Consider the following 23719-nt stretch of genomic DNA (forward strand, 5'->3'; position numbering starts at 1 on the left):
GGTGTCCGCAGTCCGCGACCTGAGCCGGTGGGCACTGGTCAGCATCGCCACCGCGCTCGTCGTCATCGCGCTGAAACTGATCGCCTGGCGAGTGACCGGTTCGGTCGGGTTGGCGTCGGACGCCGCTGAATCGGTGGTGAACCTGGTGGCCGCGACGGTCGCCTTCATCGCCCTGCGGATCGCCGCCCGTTCGCCCGATGCGGGGCACAACTTCGGCCACCTCAAGGTCGAATACATCTCGGCGATCGTCGAGGGCGTGATGATCGCCGCCGCGGCCACCGTCATCGTCGCCAGTGCGGTGGACCGCCTCCTGCACCCGCGGGAACTCGAACACATCGGGATCGGCCTGGGCATCTCGGTGTTGGCCAGCCTGATCAATGCGACGGTCGCCATGACACTGCTGCGGGTGGGCCGGCGGCACCGGTCGCTGGCGCTGGAGGCCGACGGCAAGCACCTGATGACCGACGTGTGGACCACCGCCGGGGTGGTCGTCGGGGTCGGGTTGGTGCAGCTGACCGGGTGGCTGCCACTGGACCCGCTGATCGCCATCGCCGTCGCGGTCAACATCCTGGTGGTCGGCGCGAAACTGGTGCGCCGCTCGACGGCGGGCTTGATGGATTCCGCTCTGCCCGAAAACGAGCTGGCCCGCATCGAGGCGGCGCTGGTGCCGTTCTGCACCGACGGTGTGCGGATCCACGACCTGCGGACCCGGGCCTCGGGCCGGCTGCGGTTCATCCAGCTGCACCTGCTGGTACCCGGTGACTGGTCGGTGCAGCGCGGCCACGACCTGACCGAGCAGGTGGAGGACGCCCTGCACGAAGCGGTCGAGGACGCGGTGCCCGTCGTGCACCTCGAACCCGTCGACGACCCCCGCTCCTATGAGACCTGGCGGATGGCGGGCCCCTGCTAGTCGTGTAGCTCGTCGACGATCAGCCGGTCGGCGAGGTTCTGCTCCCGATACGCCAGCTGGCCGACCCGCTGGGCGATCACCGGCGCGGTGATCAGGGTGAATAGCCCGGTCAGGATCAGCATGCCGACGTCGGCGTGCCCGCCCAGCCGGGTCACCGCGCCCGCCAGCACCAGCAGCAGCCCCAGGACCTGCGGTTTGGTCGCCGCGTGCATCCGCGACAGCGTGTCCGGGAACCGGACGATGCCGATGGCCGCGGTCAGCGCCAGCGCCGAACCGGACAGGATCAGCACCGCGGCGACGATGTCGGTGGCACTCACAGTTCGTCTCCCGCCGTCGGATTGCCGGATGGCTCGGGTTCGTGCGGGGCGTCGGTGTCGGGCACCCGGAACCGGGCGATGGACACCGACCCGACAAAGCTGATCAGGGCCAGGGCGGCCAGGCTGTAGGTGACGGTGGTGTCGCCGCTGAACGCCGCCCAGGTGCCGATCGAACACATGGCGACCGCGATCAGGGTGTCCAGCCCGACCAGCCGATCCAGCGTGCTCGGTCCGGCCAGCAACCGGAACATGGTCAGTGTGGCCGCGGCGGCGAGCATGGCGGCGGCGATCACGAACACGGTTGTCATGCGCGTTCACCCGCCTTCGGCGCATAGCGGGGAAATGCCCCCAGCACTCGTCGTTGCACCTGGTCGATCTGCCGGTAGAAGCGCTCGATCGCCCGCGGCGACCCGACGTCGAGCACGTGCACGTAGATCAGCCGTCGCACCTGGTCGATCTCCAACACGATGGTGCCCGGGGTCAGGTTGATGATGTTGACCGCCAGAGCCAGCAGTAGGTCCGACGGGATCGCCAGGTGCGCGCGCAGCACCGCGTTCATCGGCGGTGCCTGGGGCCGGATCGCCAGCCACGCCATCTGCAGACTCGACCACACCAGGGATACCGCGACATAACCGATCAGCCGCAGCAGGCCCAGCGGACGCAGGTAACCCTCGATCGGGATCTCGGGCAACGGCAGGGCCAGCGTCACCACCAGCGCCACCGCCAGGCCGCCGATCAGGTTCGGCACCGAGACGTGGCCCCACAGCAGTACCCACACCGCGATCAACCAGCCGATCAGGGCGAGCCGCGGGACGATCCGGCGCCACCGGTTCACGGCGCACCCCCCAGCACGGCGGCGATGTACTCGCCGCGGTCGATGATCTCTGACGCCGCCCGCTGTGCATAGCCGAAGATCGGCCCGGCGAACACGGTCAGCGCCAGACCCAGGGCGATCAATGCCATCGTGGGGGTGACCATGCCGACCGGCATCCGGCCCACGTCGTCCCGGTCGGCGAACGCCACGTCGCCGGCGTCCTCGAGCAGCGACGACGGCGTCGCCATCGCCAGCTCGCCGTCGGGCGCGTCGGCGCGTGCCCGCCAGAACGCCTTGGTCCACACCCGGGTGACCGCCCACAGCGTCAGCAGGCTGGTCAGCACCGATCCCGCGACCAGCAGCCAGGCCAGCGGGGTCCCGGCGGCCGCGCCGCCCTGCAGCAGCGCGACCTTGCCGATGAACCCGGAGAACGGCGGGATACCGCCGAGGTTGAGCGCCGGGGCGGCGAACACGAACGCCAGCAACGGGCTCGCGGCGGCCAGCCCGCCGAGACGGTGCAGCGTGGACGCGCCGGCTTGGCGTTCGATGAGCCCCACCACCAGGAACAGCGTGGTCTGCACGATGATGTGGTGCGCGACGTAGTAGATGGCGCCGGCCATCCCCAGCTGGCTGGACAGCGCCACCCCGAACACCATGTAGCCGATGTGGCTGACCAGGGTGAACGACAGCAGCCGTTTGATGTCGCTCTGCGCGATCGCGCCGAGGATCCCGACGATCATGGTCAACAGCCCGGCCACCATCAGCACGTTGTCCAGCGCGCCGCCGGGGAACAGCAGGGAGTGCGCCCGGATGATGGCGTACACGCCGACCTTGGTCAGCAGCCCGGCGAACACCGCGGTGATCGGCGCGGGCGCGGTCGGGTAGGAGTCCGGCAGCCATGTCGAGAGCGGGAACACCGCCGCCTTGATGCCGAACGCCACCAGCAGCACCGCGAACAGTGCGGTGCGGGTGCCGGGGGCGACGTGGTCGAGGCGCACCGCGAGCTCGGCCATGTTCAGGGTGCCGGTCGCCGCGTACACCAGCGCGATGCCGAGCAGGAAGATCAGCGACGAGACCATCGACACCATGACGTAGGAGATGCCCGCGCGCACCCGGTCCTTGCTGGCCCCGATGGTCAGCAGCACGAAGCTGGCGGCCAGCAGCACCTCGAACCCGACGAACAGGTTGAACAGGTCACCGGCCAGGAACGCGCCGCAGACACCGGCCGACAGCACCAGATAGGTGGGCAGGAAGATCGATACCGGCTGGCGGTCGTCGCCGTCGCGGATGCCCTGGCCGATGGCGTAGACGACCACCGCCAGCAGTACCAGCGACGACACCACCAGCATGAGCGCCGAGAGCCGGTCCACCACCAGGGTGATGCCGAGCGGCCCGTCGCCGGAGTCGGTGGGTCCCCACCCGCCGACCTGCAGCACCAGGGTGCCGTGCGCGTCGGTCAGGAACAGCAGCACCGCGCACACAGCGGCCACCGCCGACAGGGCGACCAGGGTGACCAGCCGCTGGCCGCGCGGCCGGCGGCTGCCGATCAGGGTCAGCGCGGCACCGAGCAGCGGGATGAGCACCGGTAGCGGGGTCAGCAGCTGCCCCAGTTCCACCCACGTCATCAGGAGCCCTCCGGCACGGCGTCCAGCTCGTCGGGGGCGTCGTCGAGGGCGGCCGGGCGCGGCTCCTCGGCGCCGGGCGTAGGGGTGTCGTCGACGGGCAGGTCCGCCGGGCCGCTGACCTGCTCGGCGGTCTGCAGCACCCGGGTGTCCTCGTCGTCGTCGGCGACGTCGTCGTCGGTGGTCAGTCGGTAGGAGCGGTAGGCCAGTGCCAGCACGAACGCTGCCACCCCCATGGTGATGACGATCGCGGTCAGGATCATCGCCTGGGCCAGCGGATCGGCGGTGTCGGTCTGCCCGGCGCTGGTCCGGCCGTCGATCGGCGGGTTGCCCGCCGGTCCGCCGACCGTCAGGATCAGCAGGTTCACCGCGTTGCCGACCAACAGCAGGCCCAGCAGCAGCCGGGTCAGGTTGCGTTCGGTCAGCAGGTACACCCCCGCGGTGGCGAGGCCGCCGATCAGGATCAGCGGCAGCAGGTAGACGGTCACCGGGTCACCGCCGAATGGATGGTGGACTCGCCGACCTCGACGTCGAGGCGCGCACCGAGCGAGCGCAGCACGTCGAGCACCAGTCCGACGACGATCAGATACACGCCCAGGTCGAAGATCAGTCCGGTGACGAACTTGATGTGCCCGAGCACCGGTACGTCGAGCTCCACCAGGGCCGACGACAGCACCGGTGCACCGAGCAGCACCGAGCCGACGGCGGTGCCCGCGGCCAGGGACAGCCCGACGCCGAGGATCTTGCCGGCGTCCAGCGGCAGCGTCTCGCCAAGTTCGTAGCGACCGCCGGCCAGGTACCGCAGCACCAGCGCCAGCCCGGCGGTCAGGCCGCCGGCGAACCCGCCGCCGGGGGTGTTGTGGCCACCGAAGAAGAAGTACACCGACAGCACCATGATCAGCGGGAAGATCAACCGGGTGGCGACCTCCAGCACCAGGGAGCGAAAGCGCGGGTCGCGGTACTCGCTGCCGCGCAGCCAGGTGATGTCGCCGACGGCCGGGCTGTACGGTCCGGCCGACCGGGCGATCGGACCGGTGTCGGTGTCGGTGATGCGCGGCGCGGTGCCGAACCGGTGGTGCCGGAACACCAGGGATGCCACCCCGGTGGCCGCCACCAGCAGCACTGAGATCTCGCCCAGGGTGTCCCAGGCCCGGATGTCGACCAGGATGACGTTGACCGTGTTGGCGCCGTGCCCACGTGTGTAGGCCGCGTTCGGCAGCAGTTCGGCGACGGTGTGACCGGTGCGGGCGGCCATCGCGAACGCGGCGATGCCGGTCATCATCGCGCCGACGGCCAAGGACAGCACCGCGCGCGGGAACCGGTGCCGGCGACTGCGGATGTCGGTCTCGGCGGGCAGCGCGCGCAGCACCAGCACGAAGAACACCAGCGTCAGGGTTTCCACCAGGAACTGGGTCAGCGCGAGATCGGGTGCACCGTGGAAGGCGAAGATGGTGCCGCAGCCGTAGCCGGTCACCCCGACCAGCAGCACCGACGCCAGCCGGTTGCGCATCACCACCGCGCCGAGTGCCCCGGCCAGCATCAACGCGCCGACCACCGACTGCAGCGGCATATCCCACAGCTCGATATGCGGCCGGTTGCGGGCGCCGAGTGCCAGTACCGTGCTCGGCAGCACCACCAGCGTCGTCAGGATCACGGTCTGGGTGGCCGGCAGCGAACCGCGCTGGGTCGCGGCGGTCAGCTTGAACGAGATGAACTCGATACCGCGCAGGACGGCGTCGTAGATCCGGTCGGCGTTGCCCAGCGGGAGGTACACCGGCGTATCGATGCGGTCGCGCGCCGCGAACATCGCGGCACCGATGGCCAGGATGGCCACGGTCAGCAGCAGCGGCAGGTTGAGCCCGTGCCACAGGGCCAGGTGGTAGTCGGCCCCGGCCGGGGCGATGAGCCGTTCCAGCAGGCCCGGGACGAGCCCGAGAACCAGGCCGGCCGCGGCCAGGATGGCGGGGGCGGCCAGGAATCCGGCACTCGGGCGATGCATCTCGGCGACCCGGACGCTCGGTTCCCCGCGGCGTTTGCCGCCGAACGCGCCGAGGAAGAACCGCAGGCTGTAGACGGTGGTGAGGACCGAACCCAGCGTCACCCCGGCCAGCACCCACGGGGCCCAGTGCCCGAGTTCGGCGCTGTGCAGCAACGTGTCCAGGGCGGCTTCCTTGCCGATGAAACCGAGGAACGGCGGCAGGGCGGCCATGCTCGCCGTCGCCGCGGCCGCGACGGTCGCCAGCACGGGTGCCCGGCCGCCCAACCCGGCCAGTTTGCGGATGTCGCGGGTGCCGGTGGTGTGGTCGATGATGCCGACCACCATGAACAGCGTCGCCTTGAACATCGCGTGCGCGCACAGCATGGTCAGCCCGGCCAGCATCGCGTCGGCGCCGCCGGTGCCGACCAGCAGGGTGATCAGGCCGAGCTGGCTGACGGTGCCGAACGCCAGGATGAGCTTGAGGTCGTATTCGCGGACGGCGCGCCAGCCGGCCAGCAGCATGGTGAGCAGGCCGAGGCCGATGATCGTCGGCCGCCACCCGGGCGCGTCGGCGAAACCGGGGGCCAGCCGGGCGATCAGGTAGACGCCGGCCTTGACCATGGCGGCGGCGTGCAGGTACGCGCTGACCGGGGTGGGGGCGGCCATCGCGCCGGGCAGCCAGAAGTGCAGCGGCACGATGGCGGACTTGCTCAGCGCCCCGACCAGCACCAGGGTCAGCGCGATGTCGACGGCGGTGCCCTGCGGGGGATGGGCGAGTAGCTCCGACAGCAGGTAGCTGCCGTCGTGCCCGAGGATGATGATCCCGACCAGCATGGCCAGCCCGCCGAAGGTGGTGACCAGCAGCGCCTGGGTGGCGGCGCGGCGACTGGCCGCACGTTCGGCGTAGTGCCCGACGAGCAGGAACGACAGCACCGACGTCAGCTCCCAGAACACGTACAGCAGCAGCGTGTTGTCGGCGGTGACCAGGCCGAACATGGTGCCGGCGAAGGCGACGAGTTCCGCGGCGAAGCTGGGCAGCCGCTTCTCGGTGCTGCCGTCGTGATGCTCGAAGTAGGCCGCGCAGTAGAACAGCACCAGCGCGCCGATGGCCAGCACCAGGACCGCCAGCACCGCCGACAGCGAGTCGAAGCGCAGGTCGAGGTTCATCGACAGCTCCGGCACCCAGGACAGGTGCACGGTTTCGGTGCGCGTTGCGGTGGGCCAGTGTGTGGCCACCCAGACCAGCGAGATCAGCGGGACGAGTGCCAGCGGGTAGAAGGCCCGACGCCCCCACCGGCTCACCAACAGCGGCGCCACGGCCGCGGCGACGGCATGGGCGAACAGGACGGTGAGCATGGCACTCCAGGTTCTCAGCGGTGTCGCCGCTGGGCTCGGGGTGTCAGCCGGGCATGGCTCGGACTGCTTTCCAGCCTACTGGGGTGGGGTTCGGGCACGTCGGACCGGGGACACGCACGCCGGCCGGAAAAGGCGGACGCACGCCGGAAAAGGAGATGCCCCGGCCGCACGGGGCGGTCGGGGCATCTCCGGGTCGTTGCGGTTATCCGGCGGTGATCGCCTTCACCTGGTAGGGCTTGACCCAGGGCTCGCCCGGGTCGCGGGCGATCTGGCCGGCGACCTCGGCGGCCAGCTTGGCCTGGTACTCGGCGCGCACCTGCTTGCGGGACACCTTCCGGCGCTCGCGGCGCTCGCCGACGCCGCCCAGGCCCGGGGGCAGGGCCAGCTTGACGATCTTGGCGATCACCGAGCCGAACTGCTTGTGGATCGGGCCGGTGTTGTAGGGGATGCCGTATCGGCGGCAGATGTCCTGGACCTCTGAGGAGATCTCCTCGTAGCGGTGGGCCGGCAGATCCGGGAACAGGTGGTGCTCGATCTGGAACGACAGGTTGCCGCTGAAGATGTGGAACCACTTGCCGCCGGAGATGTTCGCCGAGCCGAGGACCTGGCGGAAGTACCAGTGGCCGCGGGACTCGTTGCGCGCCTCGTCCAGGCTGAACTCGCTCACCCCGGCGGGGAAGTGCCCGCAGAAGATGATGGTGTAGGACCACACGTTGCGGATCAGGTTCGCCACCATGTTGCCGGTGAACACCACCGGCGCGAACGGGCCGGCCAGCAGCGGGTAGGCGACGTAGTCCTTCTTGGTCTGCTTCTTGACCTTGCCCCAGATCTCCTTGATGACCTCGCGCTTGTCCATCCACTTGAGCTCACCGGCGCGGACCCGCTCGGTCTCCAGCTCGTGCAGCGCCACGCCGTACTGGAACAGCACCATCAGCAGGAAGGCGTAGACCGGGTTGCCCAGGAAGTAGGGCTCCCACGGCTGGTCCTTGCTCATCCGCAGCACGCCGTAGCCGACGTCGCGGTCCAGGTCGACGACGTTGGTGTAGGTGTGGTGCATGTAGTTGTGGGTGTAGCGCCACTGGTCCGACGGGCAGGCGCTGTCCCACTCGAACTCCTGGCCGCGCAGGCCGGGATCGCCCATCCAGTCGTACTGGCCGTGCATGACGTTGTGGCCGATCTCCATGTTGTCGAGGATCTTCGACAACCCGAGCATGGCGGTGCCGGCCAGCCAGAACGGCGGCAGGATGCCGAGGAACAGCATGCCGCGACCGTAGACCTCCAGCTTGCGCTGCAGCTTCATGACGTCGCGGATGTAGCTGGCGTCCCGCTCGCCGAGGTCGGCGAGAACCCGGTTGCGGATGGCGTCGAGCTCACGGCCGAACTCGTCCATCTGGGTCTTGGTCAGCCGGACGGTCTTGTCGCCGACCTGCTTGGTGAAGACCTGTTCGGGCACGAGAACGTCGGCGGTGTCGTCGATGTAGACCGGTTCTGCGAGAGCAGTCATGTCACGCGTCCTTTCGAAGAGTGTTTGTGGTGTGTGGTGTCTGAAGATCGTTTGGTCAGAGGTCCACGACGACGTCGCCGCAGGGCACCGTCACGCAGATCTGGATTTCTTCCTCCTCGGCCGAGGACACGGCTCCGGAGTTGATGTTGCGGACGATGCCGCTGGTCTTGAGGCGGGTGCAGCCGTGGCAGATGCCCATGCGGCAGCCGAATTCCGGCTTGAGGCCGGCGTTCTCGGCCTGCTCCAGCAGCGTCTTGCCGTCGTCGGAGACGAACTTGTCGCTGTCGGCGAAGGACACCAGGCCGCCGGAGGCCTCACCCGGGGTGTAGGTCGGGGCCACGAAGCTCTCCGAGCGGGCCTCGGGGTGGATCTCGCGGACGGCGTCGACCAGGGCGGCGGGGCCGCAGACGTAGACCGCGTCGGGGTCGGTCAGCGCGGTCGCCAGGTGCTCGGCGGAGACGTGACCGGTCAGGTCACCCGAGTCGTCGCGGGTGTAGGACAGCAGCACCCGAACACCCTGGGCGGCCAGTTCTCGCAGCTCGTGGGCGTAGCAGACGTCCTCGGAGGTGCGGGCGTAGTGCACGAACGCGACCTCGCCGGTGTGGCCGGCGGCGCGCAGGGTGCGCAGCATGGACAGCACCGGGGTGATGCCGCTGCCGCCGGAGACCAGCAGGATGCGGGCCCCTGCGGTGTCGAGAACGAAGTCGCCGGCCGGGGCGCTGATCGCGACGACCATGCCGGGGCGGGCGTGCTGGTACAGGTGCTGCGACACCAGGCCGCCGTCGTGCAGGCCGATGGTCAGCTCGATGGCCTCGGCGCCCTCGGCGACGGTGGGCGAGTAGCAACGGGTGTGCCGACGGCCGTCGATCTCGACGCCGACGTTGATGTGCTGCCCGGCGCGGAAGGAACGGAACGACTGTGCTCCGAGTTCGTTGGGGCGGAGGGTGATGGTGACGCTGCGCGGGGTCTGCCAGCGCACGGTCGTAACCGTGGCGCGACCCTCCTTCAGGGTCCAGGCGGGGTCGACGACCTCGGTGTAGCTGTCCACGCCTTGCGGCCAGGTCAGCACCTTCATCAGGGAAGATTCGAGGACCCGTTCCCGGAGGCGGGGGCTAAGCATTTCGGTGAACATGTGTACACAATGCGGCGCGGGGGCGGTCCTCGTCAATGGGAACGCGCCGAATGTGTTAGCGTTCACATTCAGTGGACAGTCGTACACCGAGATCACATCAGAGCCGCGCGGCGCGCCTCAAAGAGGCGCGTGCGCGGTCGGATGCGCGCGTCCGCACGCCCAAGGCGTCCACCTCGCGCGATGAGCGCAAGGAGGCCACCCGGCGCTCCATCCTCGACGCCGCGCTGAACCTGCTGTCCGAGCGCAGTTTTTCCGCGCTGAGCCTGCGCGAGGTGGCCCGGGAGGCCGGCATCGCCCCGACGGCGTTCTACCGGCACTTCGATTCGATGGACGCCCTGGGCCTGGTGCTGATCGACGAGTCCTTCCGGACCCTGCGCGACATGCTGCGCAGCGCCCGCACCGGCCAGCTCGACCCGAGCCGGATCATCGAGTCCTCCATCGACATCCTGATCAAGGGGGTGCGCGACGACCCCGAACACTGGCGGTTCATCGCCCGGGAACGGCACAGCGGTGTGTCCACCCTGCGGCATGCCATCCGCAGCGAGATCCGGGTGATCACCTCCGAGCTGGCCGTCGACCTGGCCCGCATCCCGGGGCTGAACACCTGGACGCACGAGGATCTCAGCGTGCTGTCCAGCCTGATGGTGAACTCGATGATCTCGATCGCCGAGGCCACCGAGGACGCATCGGACCCGGCGGCGATCGAGGACATCCGCCGCACCGCTGTGCGTCAGCTGCGGATGATCCTGATCGGGGTGGTCAACTGGCGCAGCGGCGAACCGGCTGCGCAGTAGCGCGGCGGGCTACCGCCCCGGGCCGTTGGGCCACTTCAGCAGCGAGCCCGCATCGACCCGGATGTGCTGCCCGGTGATGTAGCGGGCGTCGTCGCTGGCCAGGAACACACCGAGGTTGGCCATGTCCTCGGGCTCGACGTAGGGAATCGGCATCGCCTGGAACAGGGTGAACAGCGGCTCGGCGTCCTCGCGGTTGGCCTTCTTGCCGGCCTGGGTGAGGTCCGGCCGGAACATCGAGTACATCCCGTCGTTCTGCAATAGGGCGGTGTTGCAGTTGGTCGGATGGATGGCGTTGATCCGGATCATCCGGGGCGCCAGGTGCAGACACATCTCGTCGACGTACTCCATCACGATGCGCTTGCTCCAGCCGTAGCCGGCGCCGCCGGGTCCCATGTTCGGGTTGTCGGTGGTGCCGCGGATCATCCCGGCCGTCGAACCGGTGACGATGATCGAGGCGCCGTCGGGCAGGTGCGGGATGGTGACCGCGACGGTGTTCATCACGCCGAGCAGGTCGACGTCGGAGGCGTCGACGAACTGCATCGGGTCCGGGTTGCCCATCGCCATCGGCAGGATGCCGGCGTTGGCCACCACGATGTCGATCCGGCCCAGGTCGGCGATCCCGGCCTCGACGGCGTCGCGCAGTTCGTTGCGCTCCCGGACGTCGACGACGCGGGCCAGTACGCGGCGACCCAGTTCCTTGACCGAGCGCTCGGTTTCGGCCAGGTCGTCGGGCGTGGCCAGCGGATAGGGGTTGGACTCGATGTTGCGGCAGATGTCGACGGCGATGATGTCCGCGCCCTCGCGGGCCATCGCGATGGCGTGTGCGCGGCCCTGTCCGCGTGCGGCGCCGGTGATGAATGCGACCTTGCCCTCGAGCCGTCCCGTCATATGCCTACTCCACTCGTCGCTGAAGATGAACCCGCGGGTTGATACCGGGCGGTTAATCCGAAACTAGGGGAGGGGCATCGGGAAATCAATAGTGCGGGACAAATATTAGGTTCTGGACCACGGGAGCGCACCCGGGAGTGCGGCTGCCTACTCGCTGTTTGGCTGTGACGGTTCGAATCTCCTGGCAGGCCAACCAAATATTCGTTCTGGCATCCCGGTCAGCGGCCCGCGGAGAACTCCCGCAGGGATTCCACCTGCGCGGGGTCCAGCGACGGGCGCACCTTCTCCCGGGCCGCGGCGACGTCGGCGGCCGTCACGTCCGCGGCGTCGATCGAACGACGCATCGCCGTCAGCGCGGCCTCGCGCAGCAGGGCCACGCAGTCCGCCGCGCTGTACCCGTCCAGGTCCGCCGCCAGCGCGTCGAGGTCCACGTCGGGCGCCAGCGGCACCGAGCGGGCCGCCGACCGCAGGATGTCGCGCCGGGCGTCGGTATCCGGCGGCTCGACGAACACCAGCTTCTCCAGCCGGCCCGGCCGCAGCAACGCCGGATCGATCAGATCGGGTCGGTTGGTGGCACCGAGCACCACCACGTCGCGCAGCGGGTCGATGCCGTCGAGCTCGGTCAGCAGCGCGGCCACCACCCGGTCGGTCACCCCGGAATCCGTCGACTGCCCGCGCCGCGGCGCCAGTGCGTCCAACTCGTCGAGGAACACCAGCGAGGGCGCGGAATCCCGGGCCCGCCGGAACAGCTCGCGGACCGCCTTCTCGCTGGCGCCGACCCACTTGTCCATCAGCTCGGCACCCTTGACGGCGTGCACACTCAGCCGACCCGACGACGCCAACGCCCGGACCACAAACGTCTTTCCGCAGCCCGGGGGCCCGTAGAGCAGCACGCCGCGAGGTGGGTCGACGCCGAGCCGGGCGAAGGTGTCCGGGTGCTGCAGCGGCCACAGCACCGCCTCGGTCAGCGCCTGCTTGGTCGCCACCATGTCGCCGACGTCGTCGAGGGTCACCGAGCCGACGGCGACCTCCTCGGTCGCCGAGCGCGACAGCGGCCGGATGACCGTCAGCGCGCCGGTCAGATCGTCCTGGCACAGTCGCGGCACACCGCCGTCGCTGCTGGCCCGGGCGGCGGCGCGCAGCGCGGCCTCCCGGATCAGCGCCGCGATATCGGCGGCGACGAAACCCGGGGTCCGCTCGGCGATCGCCGTGAGGTCCAGCTCGTCGCACGGCACCCCGCGCAGCATGACCTCGAGCAGCTGGCGGCGGGTGGTGGCATCGGGCAGGCTCACCCCGAGATTGCGGTCGCACAGATCCGGGGCCCGCAGCCGCGGATCGAGGGTGTCCGGCAGCGCCGAGGTCGCCACGAACGCCGCTCCCGGGGTTGCCACCAGATCCCGCAGCTCGGCCAGGATCAGATTCGACACCGGTTCCCCGGGGCTGGGCAGCAGGGCCTCGACGTCGGCGATCAGCAGCACCCCGCCGCCTGAGCGCACCGAGGACGCCGCGTCGCGGACCGCCGCCAGCCGCGCCTCGGGTGCCAGCGCACCGACCTCCGGACCGTCGAGCTCGACGAGGCGCCGCCCCGCGCAGACGGTACGCACCAGGGTGGTCTTGCCGACCCCGGCCGGGCCCACGACCAGCACACCGAGGTTGCTGCCCGCGCCCAGGCTGGTCAGCAGTTCCGGCTGGTCGAGGGACAGCTTGAGCCATTCGGTCAGCTTGGCGGCCGGGATGTGGCAGCCCTTGAGGTCGTCGAAGCTGACCGTGCGGTGCGGGTGCGCGGGAATGGGTGCCGCCGGCGCGGGTGCCGAGCCGGGTGCGGCCGCGGTTCCCCAGTTCACCGCGGTGTTCGGCTGGACGCTGACCGGCCCGGCGGGGTCCACCGCCGCCACTGTCAGCAGCTCCGAGGTCCAGGTGATCCCGACCGCGGCCGCCAGCGCCGCACTCGCCGCCGAGGTGCCCGATCCCAGGTCGCGCGGCAGCAGCGACACGGCGTCGCCGACGGTCAATACCTTGCCCAGCAGTGCCTGGCGCAGCGCGCCCGAGGACACCTGGGCCACCTTCGAACCGGTGACCGTCACCGACCGTGCCCCGTACACCGTCACGGGTGCCACGACGACGGTCGCGTCCTCGCGCAGCCCGGCGTTGGACAGTGTCACGTCGTCGAGCAACGCGGTGCCGGCCGGGACACCGGCGGGCGCGACGCCGACGACGGCGGCCGTCGTGCGTCCCCCGGTCAGCGAGACGGCGTCCCACTCGCGGATGCCGAGGGCGGCGATGGCCTCCGGATGCAGCCGGATCACGCCGCGACGGGAGTCCAGCGCCGCGGTGTTCAGCCGCGCGGTCAGGCTGAGCCCGGTCACTGGCCGCCCGGTCGTCGCAATCCGAGGCGCCCGGCCGACCTGCGCACCACCCGGCGGTTGGGGTGCTGGGCGCGGCGGATGGCCCGCCTCGCCTGGCGCTGCTGCTTGGGTTTGTCGTCCCACACCTCGGGGTGATCGGCCAGCCAGGCCCGGGACCGCACGGCGAACGGGATGTGGATGACGTAGGCCGCGATGATCAACAGGATGACCAGGTAGCCGTACTGGATGGCCGCCGCGATGAACAGCGCCAGCAGCGCCAACAGCGGCACCGCCATCTGCCGGGGCACGGCGAAGGTGTGGATCTTGCGCATCGGGATGGCGCTGACCACCAGCAGCGAGACGCCGATCATCCAGCCGGCCACCACCCACTGCGCGGTCGGGCTGGTCCACCAGTCGCCGGGGAACTGCAGCTTGGCGGCCAGCGGGCCGATCGCGCCGATCGCGCCGGCCGGGGCGGGCATGCCGGTGAAGAACTGCTGTTCGTAGGCGGGTTTGTCGCCGTGCAGCCGGGCGTTGAACCGGGCCAGCCGCAGCACGATGCACACCGCGTACAGCAGCGCGACCACCCAGCCGACCTGCGCCAGGCCGGTGCCGTTGAAGATCGCCAGGTAGACGATGAACGCCGGTGCGACGCCGAAGTTCACCGCGTCGGCCAGCGAGTCGATCTCCTCGCCCATCTTCGAGGTGGCGTTCAGCATCCGGGCGGCCCGGCCGTCGAGCGCGTCCAGGATCGCGGCGACCGCGAGGAAGGCCATCGCCACCGTGTAGCGGCTCTCCTGGAACGCCTGGTCGCGGTTGATCGCGTCGACGCACAGCTTCACCGCCGAGAGCCCGAAGCAGATCGCCGCGACCGTCATCGCCGACGGCAGGATCCGCAGGCCGTCCTGGGGTTTGAGCCGCGGCTTCACGGGCGGATCTCCGCCAGGATGGTTTCGCCGCCGACGGCCCGCTGCCCGAGGGCGACCTGCAGCTGCGTACCGGCGGGCAGGTAGGTGTCCAGCCGGGAGCCGAACCGGATCAGCCCGTAGGTGTCGCCGAGCCCGACGTGGTCTCCGGCGGCCACGTCGCACACGATCCGCCGGGCGACCAGGCCGGCGATCTGCACGGCGATCACCTCCGCGCCGTCAGGGGTGTGGATGACGATGCTGTTGCGCTCATTGGCCTCGGAGGCCTCGGGCAGATCCGCCGAAAGGAACCTGCCGGGCTGGTGGACGGCGGCGACCACCTGGCCGCCGATCGGGGCGCGCTGCACGTGGGCGTCCAGGATCGACAGGAAGATCGACACCCGCAGCCGCGGCTCGTCGGACAGGCCGAGTTCCACCGGCGGCGGTGCCATCTCGATTAGGCAGATCTCGCCGTCGGCCGGCGCGACCACGGCACCGGGTCGGGCCGGCGGGACCCGGGTGGGGTTGCGGAAGAACGCCGCGTTGGCGGCCGCGGCGACCAGGCCGGTGGTGCGGACCCAGCGGTGCTTGTAGCCGAGCGCGGCCACCGCGAGCCCGGCGCCGACGAACGGCCACCCGGCGCGGTGCATCGGGGGAATCTGGCTACGGATTAGGTCCGCCAGATGGGCTGCTTCGGCGGTGCGGGGGCGTCTGGCCACCGCGTCAGTGTAGAGAAGCCACCGCGCCGGTGGGCCCGCGTGCCCGTCAGACCGGGTAGGTCACCCCGGTCAGTTCCTCCGAGACCTCCCACAGCCGCTGCCCGGCGGCGCGGTCGTGGGACTGGGCCGAGGAATTGACTCGCTTGGGGTGGCCCTGCAGTTCGCCGGGCCCGCCGGGGCCGTAGTACTGGCCGTTTTCGACCGCCGGGTCGGTGGCTGCCCGCAGTGTCGGCAGCGCACCGCGCTCGGCGTTCTGCGCCACCAGCGGCGCGACGAGGCGCCACCCGGGCTTGATCAGCGCGGGCAGATGCCGCATCAGCTCGGTGTCGGAGAACCCGGGGTGGGCGGCCACGGCGATGGTGTTGGTGCCGGCCAGCCGTCGGGCCAGTTCATAGGTGAACAGCAGGTTGGCCAGCTTCGACTGGCCGTAGGCCGCGACCCGGTCGTAGTTGCGCTCGAACTGCAGGTCGTCGAAGTGGATCTTGGCGCGGATCCGGTGAGCCATGCTGGCGACGGTCACCACCCGGGAGCCCGGCACCGCCAGCAGGTTCTCCAGCAGCAGCCCGGTCAGTGCGAAATGGCCGAGGTGGTTGGTGCCGAACTGCTGCTCGAAGCCGTCGGCGGTGGTTTGGCGCGGCGACGGGTACATCACCCCGGCGTTGTTGATCAGCAGGTCGATGCGGGGATGGGCGGCGTTGAGTTCGGCGGCCGCGGTGCGCACCGACTCCAGCGAACCCAGGTCCAGGCGCTGCACGGACACGTCGGCGCCCGGTGCCAGTTCCCGGATCGCATCGGCGGCGGACGCGCCCTTGCCGGTGTCTCGGACGGCGAGCACCACCGCGGCACCGCGACAGGCCAGCACCCGTGCGGTTTCATAGCCCAGTCCGGTGTTGGCGCCGGTGACCACCGCCAGGCGTCCGGTCTCCTGGGGTACATCGGCCTCGGTCCATTTGCGCATGGCACCCAACATACGGCTGCCGTCGAGTTGCGGGACGCGCACGGCGGCTTACTGTCGGTAGATGGCGATCGGTGGCGTGCTGTTCGACATCGACGGCGTCCTGGTGACGTCGTGGCGTCCGATTGTCGGCGCCGCGGCGGCGCTCGCCGCGGTGGCCGACCGCGGGATTCCGCGGGTGTTTCTGACCAACACCACCACCGGCACCCGCACCCGGATCGCGCAGCGGCTCACCGAGGCCGGGCTGCCGGTGCGTGACGACGAGGTGTTCACCGCCGCCGCGCTGACCGCCGACCACATCCGCGACCGCTACCCGGGTGCCCGGTGCTTCCTGGTCAACAGCGGGGATATCGCCGGCGACCTGGCCGGGATCGACGTCGTCTCCGCCGCCGACGCCGCAGATTCCGAGCGTCCGGACGTGATCGTGCTCGGCGGCGCCGGTCCCGAGTACGACCACCGGACGCTGAGTCGGGTGTACGACTGGATGAGCCAGGGAGTCCCGGTGCTGGCCATGCACCGAAGCACCGCGTGGACGACCGCCGACGGGCTGCGCATCGACACCGGCCTGTACCTGTCCGGGCTGGAGCAGGCGTCGGGCTACCGGGCCACCGCGGTCGGCAAACCGGCGCCGGAGGGCTTCCTGGCCGCGGCAGCGCGACTCGGCGTCGAGCCCGACGAGATGGTCGCCGTCGGCGATGATCTGCACACCGACGTGCTGGCCGCCCAGGTCGTCGGGATGACCGGGGTGCTGGTGCGCACCGGCAAGTTCCGTCAGCAGACCCTGGACCGGTGGACCGCCGACCAGTTCGCGATGGCCCCCAACCACGTCATCGACTCGGTTGCCGACCTACCGGAGTTGCTCGGCGCATAAGGTGCAGCGCATGGACGTCCCGGTGGGCTGGCTGATCGCGGCGGGGGTACTGGCCGTCGCGGCGGTGGCCGCGATCATCACTTTGACCGTGCTGCTGAGCGTTTCCCGCGGCCAGCTCACCTCGACCCGTCGGGACCTGGCCGACCTGCGCGAGAGGCAGGGCAAGCGGCGCCGCAAACTCGGCGTCGCGCCGCTGGCCGTCCGCACCGTCTGGCAGACGGCCGATTCGCTGCTGAACAAGGGCATCGTGTCGACCGTCCGCAACTCCATCGAGGACCTGGCCGGCTGGGCCCAGGTGGAGCGGCCCGACCTGGCCCGGCTCACCGCCGACGGCGACGTGACCATCGCGTTCTCCGACATCGAGGGATCCACGCAGCTCAACGAGGCCCTCGGTGACCGGGAGTGGGTCAAGATCCTGGAGCGGCACAACAAACTGGTCGGCCGGTGCGTCGACGACCACGGCGGGCACATCGTCAAAAGCCAGGGCGACGGCTTCATGATGGCCTTCGGTGATCCGCGCGAGGCGCTGGAGTGCGCCGAGGAGATTCAGGCCGACCTGGGCAGTGACCGGGTGCTGGCCTCCGGCGAGCACCCGATCCGGGTGCGGATGGGCATCCACCACGGCCGGTCGGTGCGCCGCGGCGACGACCTGTTCGGCCGCAACGTCGCGATGGCCGCCCGGGTCGCCGCCCAGGCCCGCGGCGGCGAGATCCTGGTCAGCGCCGACGTGCACAACGCCGTCGCCGGCGACCCAGAGTTCCGTTTCGGCGCCCCGCGGGCCGTCACGCTCAAGGGCATCAGCGGTGAGCAGGAGCTGTTCCCGGTATTGATGCCCCGGGCGCTCGAGGCCGCCGAATGACTACAGCTCGCGGTTGAGCACCCGAACCGCGTCGATGCGGGCCCGCAGCTGGTCGCGGTTGGCGGCGGCGACCGGCGGACCGCCGCAGCGCCGGCGCAGCTCGTTGTGGATCCAGCCGTGCGGCTTGCCGGACTTGTGGTGGGTTGCCGACACCAGGGCGTTGAGTTCGCGGCGCAGATCGCGCAGTTGGCCGTGGGTGGAGGCCAGCTTCGGCAGGTCGCCGGAGGCGGTGCGTTTCTGCAGTTGCTCGTCCTGGCGGCGAGACAGCAGGTCGCGCATCTGCCCGGCGTCGAGCAGGCCCGGGATGCCCAGGTAGTCGGCCTCCTCGTCGGAGCCGGCCGGGGTGGCGGTGCCGAACGACGACCCGTCGAAGATCACCTGATCCAGCTCGGCGTCGGCGCCCAGGGACTCGAAACCGTTGTCCTGCTCGCCTTTTTCGTCCTTGCGCTGTTCGGCCAGTTCGGCGTCGAGCGGATCCTCGTCGCCGGTGGATTCGCGGTGCGGTTTGCCTAGGACGTGGTTGCGCTGTTCCTCCAGCTCGCTGGCCAGTTGCAGCAGGTTGGGCACCGAGGGCAGGAAGATGCTGGCGGTCTCGCCGGGGCGCCGGGAGCGGACGAACCGGCCGATGGCCTGGGCGAAGAACAGCGGGGTCGACGCGCTGGTGGCGTACACGCCGACGGCGAGTCGGGGCACGTCGACGCCCTCGGAGACCATCCGCACAGCCACCAGCCAGGTCGACGTCGACTCGGAGAACGCGCTGATCCGGTCCGAGGCGGTGGGGTCGTCGGAGAGCACGACGGTCGGCGTCTCGCCGGTGATTTTGCGCAGCAGGTCGGCGTAGGCGCGGGCGGAGGTCTGGTCCGAGGCCAGGATCATGCCGGCGGCGTCGGGGACGTGCTCGCGCTTCTGGGTCAGCCGCCGGTGGGCGGCGGCGATCACGGCGGGCATCCATTCGCCGGTCGGATCCAGCGCGGTGCGCCATGCGCGGGCGGTGTGCTCGGCGCTCAGCGGTTCGCCCAGGCGTGCGGAGTACTCTTCGCCCGCGCTGTCGCGCCAGCGGGCCTCACCGGAGTACGCCAGGAAGACCACCGGCCGCACGACGCCGTCGGCCAGGGCGTCGGAGTAGCCGTAGACGTGGTCGGCCTTGGAGCGCTGGAACCCGGCGGAGTCCGGTTCGTAGGTGACGAACGGGATGGGGCTGTCGTCGCTGCGGAACGGGGTGCCGGTGAGCGCGAGGCGCCGGGTGGCGTCGTCGAAGGCTTCCCGGATGGCCTCGCCCCAGGTCTTGGCGTCGCCGCCGTGGTGGATCTCGTCGAAGATGACCAGCGTCTTGCGGTTCTCGGTGCGCACCCGGTGCCGCGTCGGGTGGCTGGCGACCTGGGCGTAGGTGACGGCCACGCCGTGGTAGTCCGACGACGTCTGGGAGTCGGAGTTGGAGAACCGCGGGTCGATGGCGATGCCCATCCGCGCGGCGGCGTTGGCCCACTGCACCTTGAGGTGCTCGGTGGGGACGACGACGGTGACCTGCTCGACGGCCCGTTCGGCCAGCAGCTCGGCGGCGATCCGCAGGGCGAAGGTGGTTTTGCCGGCGCCGGGGGTGGCCACGGCCAGGAAATCGCGGGGCTTGGCGGCCAGGTACTTGACCAACGCTCGCCGCTGCCAGCCCCGCAAGCTCTGGGTGCTGGGCGCTAGATCAGCCGGCACCCCGAGACTCCTTCCGACAACGGATTGCAGCCTAGTGCAACGGAATCCGCGGACGCATTTCCCCGCGGCGTGTCCTGGGGGGACTCGGGCGTGGCGAGCGTCCACCTACTGCACGAGCGGCCAGTGGTGTCGCGTTTCCCGAGGACTGGGTCCGTGCAGGCGTACATGGTGGAGCGTTCGTGCAGTGGTTGGCCACTCGGTCTGGCCGCCTGCGGATGCAGGGGCGACGTTGAGCCGAGTGCGAACTTCGTTGGCGTTCGCGTGGTTGCCCTCTTGGGCCCGGGTTTCAACAGCTTCACCATCCTGCGCGCGGACGGCTGAATCCTCGGCGCTGGCATGGGGTGGCGCTGATCGACGGCGGGAGGAGCTACATGCTGGTGCTCGGCTCCGCCACCCCGATCGCCCAGACTCCCCGGTCGGTCACCAAGTAGGTGGTGCCGTCGACGACGACGACGGGATTGGCAGTTGGTTTGCCTAGGAAGCCGTAGGCGTTGTTGACGGGGGTGGCCGTGCCGGTGGGATCGAGCGCCAGCGCGTAGGTCTGGTACTGGTATAGGGCGTCGCCGGTTGTGGTGATCAGATAGGTGGTTCCGTCGCTGGTGATGACGGGGGCACCGGACGGGCGGCCGGGGAGTGCCTTGCCGACCGTGGTGGCGGTGCCGTCGGCGTGCAGAGCGGTCACCCTGGTCTGCTCGGAGCTGGAGGCATTGTTGTGGCCCAGGGTGGTCACATAGGTGGTTTCGCCGACGACGATGGGGGCGGCAGCGAGGGGGCTGCCCGGAATGTCGCGGTAGGTCGTGGGGGTGCCGTCGGCGCGCAGGATGGTGACGGTCGTGGTGCCACTGTCGTCGGTGAGTACGTAGCGGGTGTTGCCGGTGCCCATGACGGACGGATTGCCGGGCCGTTCGCCGGGGAGCTGCGTGACGTTACCGTTTCCGTCGAGGGCCGTAATGTACGTTCCGGTTCCGTTTTTGCTGAGCAGGTATGTCTTTTCGCCGACGACTACAGGAGCGCCGTACGGAGTGCCGGTGAAGGGTTTGCTGGCGATGCCGCTCGGTCCGATGGCCGTCAGATTGGTCTTACTGGTGGTGCCGTCGTAGGTCGTCAGGTACGTGGTGTCGCCGACGACGACGGGGCTACCAGTTCTGTAGCCGCTGATGTCACCGACGTCGGTCACGGCGCCGTTGGCGCCGACGGCCACGACGTGTGTCCGGGTGGTGTAGTCGGTTACGTTGTAGATCTCGGTGGTCAGGTAGGTGGTGTTGCCGACGACGACGGGGTCGCCGAATCGGTCGCCCTGGAGGTCCGAGACGGGGGTGGTGCTGCCGTCCGGGTGGAGCGCCGTCACATGGGTCATATCGCCGGTGTCGGTCTGACTGCTCAGGTAGAGGGTGTCGCCCACGACCTTGGGGTTGCCTGTTCGGTCGCCGGACAGGTCGGTGAATGAGGTGGCGTGACCGTTGGCGTCGAGGACCATCACGTGGGTCGTCTGCCCGTCGGTGGTGCGGGCGACCAGGTAGCTTGTGTGCGTGCCACTGACCACGGTGAGGTTCTCGCCGGTGAGCGTGGACGTCGGGGTGGCGTTGCCGTTGGCATCGAGCGCGGTCACGTAGGTGGTGCCGCTGCCGGTTCGGGTCAACAGGTAGGTGGTGTTGCCGACGACGATGGGGGCACCGGCGCGGGTACCGGTGACCGCCGGTTTGCTGGTGACGTTGCCGTTGGCATCGAGGACTGTCACACCGGTCGGACCTACGGCGGTGCCGTTGCTCTCAGAGGTCAGATAGACCTTGTCGCCGACCCGAATGGGGTCGCCGACCACCTTGCCGTCTGGGCCGTTGTGCGTGGTGACCTGGCTGTCCTGGCCGAGAACCGTGACGTAGGTCTTACTCGAACCGGCAGTGCCGTTACCCGAGTCGGTGGTCAGCAGGTAGGTGGTGCTGCCCACGACGAGCAGATTCCCGACGGGGTTGCCGGTGATGGCGGGTTGCGTGGTGGTGTTGCCGTTGGTGTCGAGGACTGAGACGTATGTGTTGCCGAAGGAGTTGGTGATCACATAGGTGGCGTTGCCGACGACGACGGGTGACCCATTTGGCGTTCCGGTCAGCGGTGTCTGACCGGTGCTGCTGGTGCCGTTGGGACGGACCGTCGTGATGTAGGTATTGCCGTCCTTGGTGCTCAGCACGTAGGCGTTGCCAGACCTCGCATCGATGTAGGTCTGGCTTGGCTGGACCCCATCGGGCAGTGGTAGTGGCGCCGTCGCGATGCCGGTGATGTTTTCGTGAACGGTGACAGTTGTTCCGTCGCTGGCGGTGATGGTGAAGTCGGTCGTCTGGGGCACCTGGGAGGCCAGCAGAGCGGTGCGGGGCGTGGGGGTGAACGTCCAGATGCCGGTGGACTTCTCGAGTTCCACGGCGCCCACGCTCGGCTTGGGCGGGGTCGTCAATTCATAGGTCACGGTTCCGTTGGGGTTGGCGACGGTCACGTGGCCCATGATGGCCCCGGTCGCCGGGTTGGGGTACCCGTCTACCAAGTAGGAAGGACGCTCCGCATTCACGGTGACGGTTTGGGTGCTGGTGTGGCCGGAGTCGCCGATCAGGCCGAAGGTGACGGCGTTGAGGAGTCCGCCGATGCCGTGGATGTGCCAGCCGGAGCTTTCGTCGCTGGTGGTGACGGCGAATGTGTCGCTTGCTGGTGCGGTGCCGTTCCATGAGGTGGCCGGTGTGTAGGTGGCATTGCCGCTGGTGTCGACGACCAGGGTGGCGTTGCTGCTCGATGAGGTGTAAGTGCCGGGCTGGTAGGTGACGGTGTCTCCGTCGCGGTCGGTGGCACCGGTGAGCGTGAACGGGGTGGCGGCCTGCCCCTGGTTCAGGCTGAGGTTGACCGATTGTGGTGTGTCGGTGGGGGATCCGTTGTCGAAGGTGCGGCGGACCCACTCCAGCACGCCGTTGAGCAGGGGGTTATCGGGTGCGACGCCATTGCTGTTGTTGTTGAACAGGGAGCCCAGGCCGACGAGGGACAGCACCCGCTCGATCGGGTTGGAGCTCACCGTCGTCGTCGGGGTGGTCAGCGACGAGGAGGTCGTGGCCGGGGCGCTGTAGGAGGCGAACGACGGGGCCGGGGTGATGCCGATGGGCGTGCTGTTGAGGCCCGCGTCGATCTCGTTGACCGCGGATTCGTTGACGGTGAACGCGGTGAGGTCGGGCAGGGCGCTGGAGCGTTCTTCGGAGTGGGCAGTCGGGTCCAGTCGGGAAGCGGCCAGGTTCTGCAGGCGATGCAGCGGAGCAGCGGCCAGAACGTCCGGGGCGGTACTCGGCAGCCGGAAGGCGCTGCGGTGCTGGGACTGTGGGGCGACCTCGACTGCGGCGAACGTCGCGGCTGCAGGATCCGGTTGAGGATCGACGACGGTTTGCGGTTCGCGGGTCGACTCGTCGGTGATGGGTTTCGGTTCGGTGAGCCCGCGGGTGCGGGTCAGGCGCGAAAGCACATGCTGCGGGGCGTCGAGGCCGAGGTGCTTGCGGACCCTCGGTGTGGTGTCGTCGGGGCCGCGGTTGGTCTCCTGCGCGGTATTGGTGTCGGTGGTTTCGGTGCGCTCCGAGTCGGTACCACCAGTCGTGGCGGTGGTGTGTCCGGTGCCGGGTGAGGGGTCATCCGGTGTGGCCGCGGCGTGACGCTGCCGTCCGGCTGCGGTGCCGATGCGGTGAGCGGGTGTGCTGTGCTCCTGGCCGCCGGGTTTGTCCGGCGTGTGTGAGCCCGTGCCGTCGTTCCCGCCGGAGGCCATGGCGACCGGGCATCCTTCGGCGACCGCGACGCCGATGCCTAGGGCCACGGCGAGCCCGCCGACCCGACCGATGAAACGACCGTATCCAGCCATGAGACCCCCCAAGGTCAGTGACGTTGCCGCCGATTGCGCCCGCGTCGGCGGGCCGCTCCTCAGCTAATTCTTATAGCCAGCTGAACGGTACCTCAGGAAAGCCTGTCCTCATAGGCATTGGCCGCCCGAAATTTCCACCCGCTGATCGATGAATACGTCAATTCGTTGAGATAGA

The 23719-nt window shown here is 69.7% G+C and carries 19 protein-coding genes; 4 read left to right on the top strand and 15 right to left on the bottom strand.

Annotated features, from left to right (window positions below):
* The first annotated feature begins 1 nt into the window (after position 1).
* Complete coding sequence (locus tag G6N16_RS05115) at positions 2-910, top strand: cation diffusion facilitator family transporter (RefSeq protein ID WP_083030022.1); 909 nt, start codon at positions 2-4, stop codon at positions 908-910.
* Here the strand turns inward: G6N16_RS05115 and mnhG are convergent.
* The 8 genes from mnhG to G6N16_RS05155 form a co-directional block, all read right to left on the bottom strand.
* Positions 907-1227, bottom strand: coding sequence for a monovalent cation/H(+) antiporter subunit G (gene mnhG, locus G6N16_RS05120; RefSeq protein WP_083030021.1), 321 nt, complete (start codon positions 1225-1227; stop codon positions 907-909). The genes G6N16_RS05115 and mnhG overlap by 4 nt on opposite strands.
* A complete protein-coding gene (locus tag G6N16_RS05125; RefSeq protein ID WP_083030020.1) occupies positions 1224-1535 on the bottom strand; it encodes a monovalent cation/H+ antiporter complex subunit F in 312 nt (103 codons plus the stop codon). Before G6N16_RS05125 ends, mnhG begins: the two co-directional genes overlap by 4 nt.
* Positions 1532-2062 carry a Na+/H+ antiporter subunit E gene (locus tag G6N16_RS05130; protein ID WP_083030019.1) on the bottom strand — a complete coding sequence of 177 codons (531 nt, stop codon included), beginning with the start codon at positions 2060-2062 and terminating at the stop codon, positions 1532-1534. The genes G6N16_RS05125 and G6N16_RS05130 overlap by 4 nt, the downstream gene beginning before the upstream one ends.
* Entirely contained in the window at positions 2059-3666 is a 1608-nt protein-coding gene (locus G6N16_RS05135; RefSeq protein ID WP_083030018.1) for a Na+/H+ antiporter subunit D, read from the bottom strand. The genes G6N16_RS05130 and G6N16_RS05135 overlap by 4 nt, the downstream gene beginning before the upstream one ends.
* Positions 3666-4151, bottom strand: a complete 486-nt coding sequence (locus G6N16_RS05140) for a Na(+)/H(+) antiporter subunit C (protein ID WP_083030017.1) — start codon at positions 4149-4151, stop codon at positions 3666-3668. Before G6N16_RS05140 ends, G6N16_RS05135 begins: the two co-directional genes overlap by 1 nt.
* The gene (locus tag G6N16_RS05145; protein ID WP_083030016.1) at positions 4148-6997 is read right to left on the bottom strand and encodes a Na+/H+ antiporter subunit A; all 2850 of its coding nucleotides are present in this window, start codon (positions 6995-6997) and stop codon (positions 4148-4150) included. The genes G6N16_RS05140 and G6N16_RS05145 overlap by 4 nt, the downstream gene beginning before the upstream one ends.
* A 202-nt stretch (positions 6998-7199) precedes the next feature.
* Complete coding sequence (locus G6N16_RS05150) at positions 7200-8387, bottom strand: fatty acid desaturase family protein (protein ID WP_234805775.1); 1188 nt, start codon at positions 8385-8387, stop codon at positions 7200-7202.
* A 169-nt stretch (positions 8388-8556) separates the two neighbouring features.
* Positions 8557-9633, bottom strand: coding sequence for a ferredoxin reductase (locus G6N16_RS05155; protein WP_083030014.1), 1077 nt, complete (start codon positions 9631-9633; stop codon positions 8557-8559).
* A gap of 71 nt (positions 9634-9704) precedes the next feature.
* Between G6N16_RS05155 and G6N16_RS05160 the strand changes: the two genes are divergently transcribed.
* Positions 9705-10427 carry a TetR family transcriptional regulator gene (locus G6N16_RS05160; protein WP_083030013.1) on the top strand — a complete coding sequence of 241 codons (723 nt, stop codon included), beginning with the start codon at positions 9705-9707 and terminating at the stop codon, positions 10425-10427.
* 9 nt (positions 10428-10436) lie between these two features.
* On the opposite strand, the gene G6N16_RS05165 is transcribed toward G6N16_RS05160, so the two are convergent.
* The 5 genes from G6N16_RS05165 to G6N16_RS05185 form a co-directional block, all read right to left on the bottom strand.
* Positions 10437-11315 (bottom strand): mycofactocin-coupled SDR family oxidoreductase, encoded by an 879-nt coding sequence (locus G6N16_RS05165; RefSeq protein WP_163787778.1) that lies wholly within the window; start codon positions 11313-11315, stop codon positions 10437-10439.
* A gap of 218 nt (positions 11316-11533) precedes the next feature.
* Entirely contained in the window at positions 11534-13681 is a 2148-nt protein-coding gene (locus G6N16_RS05170) for an AAA family ATPase (protein WP_163787779.1), read from the bottom strand.
* Entirely contained in the window at positions 13678-14589 is a 912-nt protein-coding gene (locus G6N16_RS05175; RefSeq protein ID WP_234806048.1) for a CDP-alcohol phosphatidyltransferase family protein, read from the bottom strand. The genes G6N16_RS05170 and G6N16_RS05175 overlap by 4 nt, the downstream gene beginning before the upstream one ends.
* Positions 14586-15284, bottom strand: a complete 699-nt coding sequence (locus G6N16_RS05180) for a phosphatidylserine decarboxylase (RefSeq protein WP_163787780.1) — start codon at positions 15282-15284, stop codon at positions 14586-14588. The genes G6N16_RS05175 and G6N16_RS05180 overlap by 4 nt, the downstream gene beginning before the upstream one ends.
* A gap of 46 nt (positions 15285-15330) precedes the next feature.
* Positions 15331-16242 (bottom strand): SDR family NAD(P)-dependent oxidoreductase, encoded by a 912-nt coding sequence (locus tag G6N16_RS05185; RefSeq protein WP_083031637.1) that lies wholly within the window; start codon positions 16240-16242, stop codon positions 15331-15333.
* A gap of 61 nt (positions 16243-16303) precedes the next feature.
* Between G6N16_RS05185 and G6N16_RS05190 the strand changes: the two genes are divergently transcribed.
* Both G6N16_RS05190 and G6N16_RS05195 read left to right on the top strand, forming a co-directional pair.
* Complete coding sequence (locus G6N16_RS05190; RefSeq protein ID WP_083031630.1) at positions 16304-17110, top strand: HAD-IIA family hydrolase; 807 nt, start codon at positions 16304-16306, stop codon at positions 17108-17110.
* Positions 17111-17120: 10 nt separating this feature from the next.
* Complete coding sequence (locus G6N16_RS05195) at positions 17121-17969, top strand: adenylate/guanylate cyclase domain-containing protein (protein ID WP_083031635.1); 849 nt, start codon at positions 17121-17123, stop codon at positions 17967-17969.
* Here G6N16_RS05195 and G6N16_RS05200 read toward each other — a convergent pair whose 3' ends face one another.
* Positions 17970-19673 (bottom strand): DEAD/DEAH box helicase, encoded by a 1704-nt coding sequence (locus G6N16_RS05200; RefSeq protein WP_083031629.1) that lies wholly within the window; start codon positions 19671-19673, stop codon positions 17970-17972.
* A 367-nt stretch (positions 19674-20040) separates the two neighbouring features.
* On the bottom strand, positions 20041-23544 hold the full coding sequence (locus G6N16_RS05205) for a beta strand repeat-containing protein (protein ID WP_083031627.1): 3504 nt from the start codon (positions 23542-23544) through the stop codon (positions 20041-20043).
* Positions 23545-23719: the final 175 nt, after the last annotated feature.

The organism is Mycolicibacterium insubricum, assembly GCF_010731615.1.
GTDB lineage: Bacteria > Actinomycetota > Actinomycetes > Mycobacteriales > Mycobacteriaceae > Mycobacterium > Mycobacterium insubricum.